An 11,612-nucleotide genomic window follows, 5' to 3' on the forward strand; every position below is an offset into this window, starting at 1 on the left:
GGCAAAATACCGGGAGCTTTGATCCCCATCTTTGGCAATCGTAAATAAGCGGACACAACCTTTATTGATAAAATAATAGTGTTCGCAGACTTGGTCATAATTTAAAAGGATTTCGTTTCTCTTCGTTTTAACCAATTTAAAATAGGAACAGATTTCTTCAATTGTTTTGGCATCACAATTTGTCTTGGTTTTTATGAATTTTTCAAGTGTAGAATACATGATTTTTAATGTATGGGTGTGCAAAATATCGCATAACGTTAGTTTGGGATAAACCTTCGTTTAATTACTTCAAATATAAAAAAACTATTTCCGAAAAACAGAGATATTCCTATTTTTAAAGAGGAAGACTTCACCCGAATTTACCATAACCAAATGACCTTTTTCTTTTTACAAGAACGTTTTTATGTTGATAATCTAATACGAATTTATTGATGTCTTTGTATAGGAAACAACAACGAAACCAACTTAACAGAACTCGCAAAAGCAAACGGAGAACACAGCCAGAGTATGGTAGTCTACAATTTTAAATATACCCTAAATAATTTGGGAGTAACGTATTGAATGTCAGATCTATGAATTTGAATTACTTACAAAGCAAAGGCCTGTCTTCTTTTTAAAAACGATATCAGGGAAGGAGCTGACATTAGTATGCAGTAGGGGTCTGGACTGCGGGGATGCAGATATCAAACCTAGAACCTATGCTTACTTTGCTTTGTACATCAATTGTGCCTCCATGATTTTCTGCAACTTTTTTGACAATGGTAAGGCCAATTCCAGCACCCTCATATTCCGTTTTTTCATGCAGTTTCTGGAATATCTCAAATATCTTTTCTTTGAATTCCATGCTGAAACCTATGCCATTATCCTCGATGCTGATACGCACAAATCCATTGTGGGTTTCGGGAATGCAGCTGATGACCACATGTGGCGGGATTCCAAGCTTGCAAAATTTTAGGGAATTGCTTATTAGGTTGCAGAGCAGCTGAAGGAATTGGTTAGGGATAACTGCAATCTCGCAGGAATCGCTGACCTCGATTAAGGCACCGCTACTTTCTATTTCTTTCTGCAAAAGGCCAAGCGCCTGATCTACAATTATCTTGAAGTCAGTAGTTATAAATTTTCTTTCGCCCGCATTGATTCCCGAATAAGAAATGATATCGTCTATAAGCGTACGCATGTGCTTTGCGGAAAGGTTGGTACGTTCAATATAGTACTTCCCTTTCGAAGAGAGGTTGCCGTATTCGTCTTCTAATATGCGGCCCGTAAAGATCTGTATTTTGCGAAGAGGCTCCTGCAGGTGGTGGCTGGAAATGTAAGCAAAGGACTCCAGTTCCCTGTTTGCGGCAAGCAGTTCGGCAGCCCTTTTTTCTTTTTCTGCATTTTGGTACGCGAGTTCCTGATTGGCAATGACCAGTTCACGAGCCCTATTTTCCTTTTCCTTATTCTGAAAGGCTAATTCTTTGTTGGCAATCAGCAGTTCAGCAGCACGAAGCTCTTTCTCTTCTAGCTGGAATTCCAGATGCCTGTTGGCTGTGGCCAGCTCGTCCGCACGGTGTTGTTTCTCCCTGTTCTGAAAATCGAGCTCGATATTGGCAATGGCAAGCTCATCGGCACGCTTCTGCTTCTCGCAATTCTGGAAGTCCAGCTCAATATTGGCCAGAGCCAGTTCCTCGGCGCGCTTTTCACGCTCAATTAGCTGGAGCGCAAGTTCTTGGTTGGCCAAGAAGAGTGCTGCCTGGTAGCTTTTTGAATTATCGGAAGGGAGGTCATTGCTTTGTGGTTGCGCAGGTGTAGGGGCCATGGGAAGGGGAATAATTTCCAAAGATACTACATATGCCACCAATATATCTTAGGCCACTTGGTTAATCGTGCAGTTCTATTCAAGAAGGTTTCGTCGTAAACCATTAATTTGGAAATTGTCATGCAATAAATGCTACCGTAGGGACGACTGCAAAAAAAAATAAGATCTTGTGATTTTTAGCAGATTATGGAATGCAATGTTAGGTGGAATTTTACTGCTTGGAGGATAAAGGCAGAACCGATGCCAGACTTCTGGATCTGCTTTTCAATACCCTTTGCGCTAATCGATCAACTGTATTATCGTTTCTCTTTTGTTATTGCAAAAGCCAATGGGGAGTGGCTCGCAAAGGTCGCCAGTCACGTGTAACATGAAAAGGTCAACAAAAGGAAACAGCAAGCAATCTGGCGCCTATCGGGTATTCTTTTCTTCCTAGCCGAAAGAAGCAGATGTACTAAAAAGCAATAGAGGCCTGGCGGTAATCTTCTTGGTATAGCGTTCTTAATTTCCTAAATAGGGCTGTTAATTTATTTTAATCAGATATTTACTGATCGGGCTGAATCCTTATTACTTTTTGCAATATTTTCTGTTTAAATTCTGGCTGCATCTTCACTAGCAAAATTATGCAGCACAATATTGAGTAACTGTAATCCCAACAAATGTCTTCTGTTTTACATTTATTATCTTGAATATTAATGTAAAGTATGGATTTCGAAAAATTTAAAAATGTACTTCTGAAGCGCCCTGAGGACATCTCTGAAAAACTTTTTACCTATGGTTATGAATGTGGCCGGATGAGCTACATCAACTTCGAAATCATAAGGCAGGCTTGTTACAATTACAATTATACGCAAAAGGAGCAAAAATATTATATCCAGAGAATTGTTATGGGTTATAAGAAAGGAGAAGTTTAGCTAAAATTTATATAACTTACAATTAGGTTTTTTTTTCAATTATTATTATTTTAATTCCCAAGATCTGATTAGTTTCAGAATATAACACATACCGATATAAGTAAAGTGGCAACTCCGATTTTACATTTTAGGAGATACAACGATTTGAAGTCTGTTGGTAGACCTGCTGCTGCTCTAAATAATAAGTGGAATTGCAGTTCATTAGGATATGTTATGTTTTTTTGTTCCGTTTATCCGCCTACAGGAGTCCCTCCATTGACGTGTATCATCTGCCCTGTAATGTAAGAGCTGTCTTCTGACGCCAAGAACACGTAGGCCGGCGCGACTTCAGAAGGCTGGCCGGGGCGCTTCATTGGGGTATCGCTCCCAAATACGGCAACTTCTTCTGCAGTAAAGCTCGCTGGGATCAGCGGTGTCCAAATGGGACCCGGAGCTACTCCGTTGACACGTATTCTCTTGTCTGCAACCTGCGCTGCAAGCGCGCGCGTGAATGAAACTATAGCTCCCTTGGTGCTGGAGTAATCCACCAACCGAGGCGATCCTTCGTAGGCGGTGATCGAAGCCGTATTAATAATGCTTGCGCCCGGTTTCATATACTCCAGGCATTTTCGGGTTACCCTGAAATACGGATAGATATTGGTCTGGAAAGTAAGTTCCAGCTGTTCGTCCGTAATGTCCTTCAGGTCTTTTTTTGGAAATTGGACAGCGGCATTATTAACCAGTATATCGAGGGTTCCGTATTCCGATAGCGTTTTTTCAACCAGAAGGTTGCAGCATTCGGCCTCTTTGAGGTCGCCTTCTACCAGCAGGCACTTGGTTCCCGCTTCCAATACCAGCTCCTTGGTGTAGAGGGCATCTTGCAGTTCTCTGCTATCGCCGTACGCAATTGCTATGTTGGCGCCTTCGGTGGCCATGTGCACCGCGACAGCCCTTCCTATTCCGCTGTCGCCTCCTGTAATCAAGGCAGTCTTGCCTTCCAGCTTCTTGCTTCCAATGTAATTTTTTTTGATGTACTCAGGCATCGGGCGCATTTCCGATTCCAGACCCGGCTGGATGGCCTGTTTTTGTGGTGGTAGTGTTTTTTTGTCCATGGGAAAAATGTTTAAAATTTAGGTAGATGAAACTTACGAATGGATAAATACATAAAGGGATTTTCCCTGGTAATCTCCAGCATGGCGGACAAAAAGGACGGCACGACTGGATATCCTGCTGGGCGTGCTGGATTCACAAGCGCCCTCCAAGGTATTGCTGAAATTTCCTAAAATCCAATTGGAATCTCCCCTGGCGAGCGTATCGGCAGCGGCCCATGACTGCCTGACTGCTTGGAAAGGTGCAAATTTCTCTGTTTTTTCAAAATCATCAAAAGGCAATACATCGAAAAAATTATCTAGTTCATCCATAGTTCTCAATTTTATATCTTACCTAAAATTAGCAAGATCTTCCAGGCATTCGGTTATATGTTTTCCTGTTTAAATTATAGCTTATTGGGTATGAAGTGAAAGCGTAATTGGGTGGTTCGTTTTTTCTTTTTACTTATTCCAATTCTGAATAGCGGATGCTCTTTTGCGAACTCCCTCGTTTTCGCTATTTTTGGTACTATACTAAAACTACATGATTCATTTCAAGGACAGAAGGCTGGTGGCATTTGGAGCAAATGCAAAAAAAATCAGGGAATCCAAAGGGATAAGCCAGAATGATATAGCCCAAGGAACTTCGCTTACCAAGAGCGATGTGGAAGCTATAGAGATGGGCAGAAAAAACTTTGCATTCACAACCTTGCTCGAATTGGCAAGAGGTCTAGGCGAGAGCCCCGCCAATATGCTTGATATCGAGCTTGAGATTTGAAAACTCTTTTGCCAGCTATCTGGATACTCTTTATTTAGATGTAAAGGATTCTTTGGCTGACACTCGAGGCGGAACTCTGCGTACCTACTGTATGTAATTTACTGTGAAGCAATTTATTGTGAAGCAATTTATTGCAATTGTGAGTCGTTAAAGAAAACCAACTCCCGTGACATGAATAAGCAATCTAGCGTAATTTTAAAAAATGGACTATACGAATCTTGGGTTTTCATTTTATCCAAATCTACTAAACTATTAATTCAAGTTAAACAAAAAGTATTGTTTTGAGAATTTTTATCATCTCTGATTAGGTGACAAATTGGAATTACAGATTCTTTTTTTTATCCTTTATAATAGTTGTTCTCTAAAAAAATATTTTTGGACCTGATGAACAGTTAAAATAATTTTCAAACTGTATTTAAACAAAAATAAAATTAATCCTTTTATATTAAGGCGTTTATGATTAAAAATGAAATATTGATTCTCCTTTTTTATAATAAAAAATCTTTTTTTTTTTTTGGATCTAAACGAGCACGCATTAGAATGTTTATAAAAAAAATTACCCCCAGTTCTGAAAAAGGAACTTATAAATAATTAACATTTTTGTTTAATCTTTTTTGAAATTTGATTTGTAATGTAAGCCATACAAACTTCACTGTTTATTGTTTTTAGCATCTTCCCCCAAGATATATTTAACCTTTAAAACCTACTGTTATGCCTATCAGTACAAAGATTGTTATAGAAATTGCTGGAGAAACCCTATCTCGTTTTTCACAATTGGTTGTTGAACAGAAAGTGCAAGAGCACCACAAATTTTCTTTATTGCAACCCTTGCCAAAAGAATTTGTAAGCCAAGCCATTGAAAAAGCCCAAAACTATATCGGGCAGTCCATTAAAATCACCATTGAGCCGTCAACAATGGCCAAAGACTCGCCGTTGCTTTTTAACGGAATCATTACTGAAGCCCAAATGGTCAGGACAGCTGGCGCTTCGGGCGGCATTATCATTAATGGGTACAGTCCGACCATTTTATTAGAGGGAACTCCCAATATAAAATCCTTTAATGACAAAGCATTGTCAAGTATTGTCGATGAAATTCTCGGTAAATATTCTGCTGATAGCTTGAAACCTGCTGTTTCGATTCAAAAAGATGCCACTTTGCCATACACCGTTCAATACAACGAAAGCGATTTTGCTTTTTTATCGCGAATGGCTCAGAAAAAAGGACACTGGTTTTATTTTAACGGAGAAAAATTGACATTCGGCAAGCCGCAATCAAAAACTTTTACTTTAGAATATGGGCGAACGCTTCAATCTTTCAACATTGAAATGCGCGCCAAATCTTTGGGATTTGAATATTTGGGTTATGATCCGTCCAACGGAGAAACACAAAAAGCCAATTCGATGGAAGTCAATTACAATCCAGAAGGTTATGCAAAAACCGTTTTTGAGTCCTCAAAAAAGATGTTCCCAAATACTTCTACGATGCTGTATTCGCAATCTTTAGAAGAAGGAAATTCAAAAACACATTTGACCGATCGCGTGACCACACAATTGCAATCGCGTGCAGCCGATTTAGTGACCGCTAAAGGCGATTCTGATGAAACAGGACTTCGACTTGGTGACATCGTCAATATAAAAGAACCTGCCTTTTCATTAACTGGAAATGCTTTGGACGGCTTGCAAGAGCAAAGTTTCGGAAGCTACATCATCACTGATATTGTTCACGTTTGTGACGAATCCGGAAATTACCACAACACTTTTGATGCCGTTCCAGACGATGTGATTTCGCCACCTTACGGCAATGTCCACCGTTTTCCCATTGCAGCATCGCAGCCGGCAACCATTGTTTCCAATGACGATCCGGCCGGTTTGGGACGCGTTCAGGTTTCGTTTGCTTGGCAAGAAGAAACGGGCGGAAAAACGCCTAGGCTCCGAATGACAAATCCGCACGGTGGCGGCGGAAAGGGCTTTTATTTTATTCCAGAAGTGGGGGAAGAAGTTCTGGTGGCTTTTGAAGGAGGCAATGCCGAAAAGCCTTTTGTTTTGGGAGCAATGTATAATGGAAAAGGGAAAAGTACCCAAAAAGATTCCAGCAATAATTTTAAAGCCATTCAAACGCGTGGCGGGCATATGATAAAATTTGACGATGCCGATGGTGCGGAATCAATCACGATTTCTGATAAAAGTGGCAATACGATTGTTTTAAATACCAATGAAAAAACGATTACAATTTCATCTGAAGAAAAAATGACTTTTCTTTCCAAAGAAATTAATATTATCGGGGAAAATAACGTCAATATCAGTTCGAAGAAAACAGCTGTTGACGGAAGCGATTCGGTTACAATTTCCAGTGACACAAAAGTAGATACAAGTGCTCCGGCGGTAAGTATTACCGGAGAAAAAGAAGTCAAAGTCGAAGGAATGCAGGTCGATGTCAATGGTTCAATTGCCACAAATGTAAAAGGTACCGTCTTAAATCTGAATTAGATATGATGAATCACGAGCACAATCCTGTGGCGATCAGAATTGGAAAATTACAGGAAATTTGGTTTGAAGAAACCGAGAAAAATCCCGATTACAGTTTGGCGCGTTGGGTCATTCATACCGAAGATGTGGATTTCTTAAACGGATTTTTAAAATTAGAATCCACGTCTCACGGCAAATTATCAGATATTTTTGTCGTACTGTTTACGCCGTTTGTATCGGAAGATCATTTTGCAAAAGCATTGATTTTTGATTGGATTTCGATGTATAAAACCGAATTAGAACAGCAGAAAATGGCGCAAGTTTGGAACTTTTCTGTATTCGAAGAAAAAGCAAAAGAACTGCTTCCTGAAAATTCTGGAGTGACATTGCTTTTAGAAATGCTGGAAGATTTTTCAAAATTCTCGAGCAATCACAGCCGCCCTTTGGTGGTAACTTTAATTCCGAGAACGATTTCTGAAAACGGAATTTACGCCAGGTTCATTAAAAAGCTAATCGCAAAAAATCAAATTCATACCGCTGTCAAATTCGCCATTCTGGATTTTGCAGATCATCATTATTTTGTTGAAACCACAACCATTTCTGATAAAAAAACAATTGACATCAATCCTGGGAATTTGAATATGCGCGAAGCCATCAATCAATTGGCGTCACAAGGAAACCAGAATGATCCGCAAGTGCAATTTCGAATTTGTATGCTAAAAATGGGCGAGGCGACTGGAAACAACAGTCGAAAAGCACTTGATGAATGGGGTAAAAAATTGTTGGAAGCCGCTCAAAAATCTGCCAATCAAGGAATGTGGGCTTCGGCTCATCTGATATATGGGGGCTTTTTAATGCATTTTCCGGCGAAGGAAGAAACAGAACAGATGCTTCAAAAAGCATTGCAACTTGCAAAAAGAGCGATTGCTGAAGATAAAAATAATGTCACGATCCTGATACAAATTTATGGGTATCTCGGTGCTTTAGAATCGATGAATGGCGACCATAAAAAAGCGCTCCGCTATTTTGATTTGCAAGCCAAAACAAGTATTGAAAATGATTTGATTACAAGCGCCATTTCTTCGTATAAAACCATTCTGTTTTTATGCGATCAGCACAATTATAAAGAAGAATTTGATAGTTATCTGCAAGAAGCGTATCAAATGGGACTCGAAATTAAAGACGAAGATTTGAAAGTTTCAGATTCTAGTTTTATTGCCTATCATTTTATCGAAGAAAATCAATTTACAGATAAAGAAGAAGTGGCAGTTTTAAACGAACGAATGGAACGCCTTTTTGGACCAGAATGGCGAGCGGAATTGCAATACCGGTTTGACGAAGCCACGGCTCAAAGAAAATAACAACCATTAAAAGAGGGAAATATGTTGTTGACCAATACTCATTTTACGCCAGTTATCGGTATTGACTTGCATTTCAATACGTTGCCTCCGTTTAATCCGATTCATCCTTATATTGGAATCGTGATTGATCCGATGGATTATATTCCGTTTATTGGTTCGACCGTGAATGTCAACGGAATTCCGCGTGGCGTGACAGATACCAGTGGCAGAATCATCACATTTATTCATATTCCTTTGTTCACGGGACCTTTCGCGATGATTCCGATGATTGGTCACGAATCAATGAATTTTTTCGGAAGCGTGAATTCGTATATTGAAGGCCGTCGCATCAGTCCAAAAGGCTATATGAAAATGACCTGCAACGATATCGGGATTCCGTTGAGTTTGACTCCAGGAAAAAAATTCAAACCCATTCCGTCGCTTTTTGCACCCACAAGTTTCAGTTTGCCGATTCCCACAGGAAAACCGGTGAATATCGCGGGTCCTTATGTTCCTGATTTGATGGGAATGCTTATCAATCTTTTAGCGGGTTTTGGTTTTGGAGCGCTTTTTAAAATCGGAGGAAAGCTCTTGGGTAAGTTGCTCAAAAAACTGAATAAAATGGCCAAAAAAGCCTTTGGAGGATCCAATCGTTTGAGTGATTTTCTATGTAAAAAAGGCTTTGAGCCGGTAGATTTGATTCAGGGAATTGTTTTTTATGAATATACCGATTTTGAACTTCCGGGCCCGATTCCGTTGGTTTGGGAACGCATCTGGAATTCTGATTCTGAATATGAACATCAGTTGGGCCACGGTTACAATCACAGTTATGACCTGCCGATGAAGATTGATTTTGACGAACAGGTAATCGCGGTTTTGCTTCCGGATGGCAGCAGTGTGGGTTTTCCAATTTTAGAAGACGGACAAGAGTTTTACCATCGAATGGAAAAACTGACGCTGAAAAGAATAGGAACAGACTTTGAGCTTTACAGCCATTCCAAAAAACTGACGTACCATTATATTCCGGTTACAGATCAAAAATATGTGCCAATTTCAATAACCAATGCTTCGGGGTTGGCGATTCAATTGCATTATTCCGGAACTTCTTTGGTGGGAATGACAGACAGCAGTCATCGCGAACTTGTTTTTGATTTAGACGAAAAAAACAGAATCAATGCCATTTTTCTGAAAACCAAAAAAGGCCGTGAACTGCTGGTGCGTTATCAGTTTAATGCCGCAGGTGATTTGGCCGTTATTGCCGATGCTTTACACCAAGAAGTAAACATTGTGTATGAAAATCACTTGATGGTTTCAAAGACAGACCGAAACGGACAGACTTTTTATTGGGAATATGATTTTGAAAAACGCTGTATTCACACCACTGGCGAAAACGGACTTTTTGAAGGTTGGCTGGCCTATTTTCCGAGTGAAGGTTTTAATATCATTACCGATGCTTTGGGCAACGAAACGATTTATTATTATGACGAAGATTTTTTGTGTACTCAAATTAAAGATGCTTTGGGTAATTCAGAATTTTTTGAATACACCGAAACCTTTGAGATATATAGAAAAATTGATCCCGAAGGAAATCTGACTGGATATACCTATGACGAAAGAGGAAATCTAACGTCCATCATTCAGCCAGACAGCTCGATTTACAGTTATGTGTATGATGAAAATGACAAGCTGATTATTGCAAATGATCCCGAAGGAAACAGGACCATCTGGAATTATGGAAAATCAGGAAAACTAAAAAATACGGTGGCGCCAGATCGTGGAGTTACTGCTTTTGAATACGATCAAAACGGACTGATTTCTGAAATCAGGGATGTAAATGAAGGCATCACAACGTTAGAATATGATGCGCAATACAATCTTGTAAAATTAATTTTGCCTTATGGCGAAGTAGCCACTTGGACGTACAACGAAAAAGGCGAAGTTGAAAAAGCGACCAATCCTGAAGGCGGAACGCAACGATTCAGCTATGATCCGTTGGGTCGTGTTACGCAAATTATTCATCCTGACAATACATCAGTTAAATTGCGATATAATGCGTACGACGAAATTATACATGCGAAAGACAGCGACCACGATGTGAAATTTGCTTACACGCCACTCGGAAGCTTGAAGATGCGCGAGGAAAACGGCGTTAAAGTACAATTTGCGTACAATAATAATGAAGAACTGGTTGCCATTCAAAATGAACATAAAGAAATCTACCAGTTCAGAAGAAATGCCAATGGTGAAGTTATTGAAGAGATAGGTTTTGATGGTTTATCCAGAAAATACATAAGAAACAGAGCGGGTAAGGTTGTTAAAGTTCAAAGGCCTGATAAACGCTGGACAAACTTTGAACATGATGCTTTAGGGAGAATTGTCAGAGCAGAATACTACGATGGTACTTGGGAAACGTATAGTTATGACAAACGTGGTGTTATTTTACAAGGAGTTAACAATACAATTTCTGTAGATTTAAAGAGGGATGCTATTGGCCGTATAATTCAGGATATTCAGGGAGAACATTCTGTGAATAATGTATATAATCGAAACGGATCCAGAAAATTATTATCAAGTAGTCTTGGGGCTAACGTTACCTTTGATTATGATAAAATGGGTAATATAATAAGAACTGAAGCATATGCGAAAGATTTAGAGGAATCCTGGCTAATGCATCAGGGTTATAATTCTGTGGGAAAAGAATTGTGGCGTAAGATGAGTGGAAATGTAAATTCTATTTGGGATTACGACAATTTTGGACATCCAATATTACATAAAGTAGAATCTCGAAATAATGTTGTAAGACATAGAAGATACAATTGGAGTGCCAATAATCGATTATGGCGTATGGTTAATGAACTTACCGGTGGTGAAACAGGTTATGCACATGATAATTTTGGAAACCTTGCCTGGGCTAAGTATGAAAATGGGCAATATGATTATAAATTACCAGATGAAGTTGGAAATTTATTTAAAACAAAACAAAAAAACGATGAGGAGTATGGTGCAGGAAGTAAGCTTCTTCGTGATAAAGATTACAAATATTCGTATGATGGTGAAGGCAATCTTATAGCTAAAGAAGGTAAAGACAATTGGAAGTTTGATTGGTTTGGTAACGGAATGCTGAAAAGTATTAGTAAGCCGGATGGAAGTATAGTAGAATTTGAATATGATGCTTTTGGCAGGCGTATTGCAAATTCCAGTGATATTGACCACCCGATTCCAGTTTAAAGTGAGCACCTAATTCCAGTT

General features: G+C 39.3%; 8 protein-coding genes and 1 pseudogene. 5 read left to right on the top strand and 4 right to left on the bottom strand.

What is annotated here, in order from left to right; all coding sequences use genetic code 11:
* Together EG849_RS15900 and EG849_RS14990 are read right to left on the bottom strand one after the other, a co-directional pair.
* A pseudogene (locus tag EG849_RS15900) lies at window positions 1-219 on the bottom strand (Crp/Fnr family transcriptional regulator); the annotation flags it as partial.
* A gap of 424 nt (window positions 220-643) precedes the next feature.
* The gene (locus tag EG849_RS14990) at window positions 644-1,822 is read right to left on the bottom strand and encodes a sensor histidine kinase (RefSeq protein WP_233581816.1); all 1,179 of its coding nucleotides are present in this window, start codon (window positions 1,820-1,822) and stop codon (window positions 644-646) included.
* Window positions 1,823-2,502: 680 nt separating this feature from the next.
* Here EG849_RS14990 and EG849_RS14995 point away from each other — a divergent pair.
* The gene (locus tag EG849_RS14995) at window positions 2,503-2,712 is read left to right on the top strand and encodes a hypothetical protein (RefSeq protein ID WP_125014182.1); all 210 of its coding nucleotides are present in this window, start codon (window positions 2,503-2,505) and stop codon (window positions 2,710-2,712) included.
* A gap of 230 nt (window positions 2,713-2,942) precedes the next feature.
* Here the strand turns inward: EG849_RS14995 and EG849_RS15000 are convergent, their stop codons facing one another.
* Entirely contained in the window at window positions 2,943-3,803 is an 861-nt protein-coding gene (locus EG849_RS15000) for an SDR family oxidoreductase (RefSeq protein ID WP_125014184.1), read from the bottom strand.
* A 33-nt stretch (window positions 3,804-3,836) separates the two neighbouring features.
* Window positions 3,837-4,112, bottom strand: coding sequence for a hypothetical protein (locus EG849_RS15005; protein ID WP_125014186.1), 276 nt, complete (start codon window positions 4,110-4,112; stop codon window positions 3,837-3,839).
* A gap of 211 nt (window positions 4,113-4,323) precedes the next feature.
* Here EG849_RS15005 and EG849_RS15010 point away from each other — a divergent pair, with 211 nt between their 5' ends.
* The 4 genes from EG849_RS15010 to EG849_RS15025 all read left to right on the top strand — a co-directional run bounded on the left by EG849_RS15010 (window position 4,324) and on the right by EG849_RS15025 (window position 11,591).
* On the top strand, window positions 4,324-4,557 hold the full coding sequence (locus EG849_RS15010) for a helix-turn-helix domain-containing protein (RefSeq protein WP_125014188.1): 234 nt from the start codon (window positions 4,324-4,326) through the stop codon (window positions 4,555-4,557).
* A gap of 711 nt (window positions 4,558-5,268) precedes the next feature.
* On the top strand, window positions 5,269-7,044 hold the full coding sequence (locus EG849_RS15015; protein ID WP_125014190.1) for a type VI secretion system Vgr family protein: 1,776 nt from the start codon (window positions 5,269-5,271) through the stop codon (window positions 7,042-7,044).
* Window positions 7,045-7,046: 2 nt separating this feature from the next.
* Window positions 7,047-8,384 carry a tetratricopeptide repeat protein gene (locus EG849_RS15020; protein ID WP_125014192.1) on the top strand — a complete coding sequence of 446 codons (1,338 nt, stop codon included), beginning with the start codon at window positions 7,047-7,049 and terminating at the stop codon, window positions 8,382-8,384.
* A gap of 21 nt (window positions 8,385-8,405) precedes the next feature.
* Window positions 8,406-11,591, top strand: a complete 3,186-nt coding sequence (locus EG849_RS15025) for a DUF6531 domain-containing protein (protein ID WP_125014194.1) — start codon at window positions 8,406-8,408, stop codon at window positions 11,589-11,591.
* The last annotated feature ends 21 nt before the right edge of the window (window positions 11,592-11,612 follow it).

The sequence above is a fragment of the Flavobacterium macacae genome (assembly GCF_003865365.1).
GTDB classification, from domain to species: domain Bacteria; phylum Bacteroidota; class Bacteroidia; order Flavobacteriales; family Flavobacteriaceae; genus Flavobacterium; species Flavobacterium macacae.

Excerpts from the sequence above, each read along its gene's own strand:
- EG849_RS15025 (WP_125014194.1), top strand. The coding sequence starts at position 8,406 with ATGTTGTTGACCAATACTCATTTTACGCCAGTTATCGGTATTGACTTG.
- EG849_RS15020 (WP_125014192.1), top strand. The coding sequence starts at position 7,047 with ATGATGAATCACGAGCACAATCCTGTGGCGATCAGAATTGGAAAATTA.
- EG849_RS14995 (WP_125014182.1), top strand. The coding sequence starts at position 2,503 with ATGGATTTCGAAAAATTTAAAAATGTACTTCTGAAGCGCCCTGAGGAC.
- EG849_RS15010 (WP_125014188.1), top strand. The coding sequence starts at position 4,324 with ATGATTCATTTCAAGGACAGAAGGCTGGTGGCATTTGGAGCAAATGCA.
- EG849_RS15015 (WP_125014190.1), top strand. The coding sequence starts at position 5,269 with ATGCCTATCAGTACAAAGATTGTTATAGAAATTGCTGGAGAAACCCTA.
- EG849_RS15005 (WP_125014186.1), bottom strand. The coding sequence starts at position 4,112 with ATGGATGAACTAGATAATTTTTTCGATGTATTGCCTTTTGATGATTTT.
- EG849_RS15000 (WP_125014184.1), bottom strand. The coding sequence starts at position 3,803 with ATGGACAAAAAAACACTACCACCACAAAAACAGGCCATCCAGCCGGGT.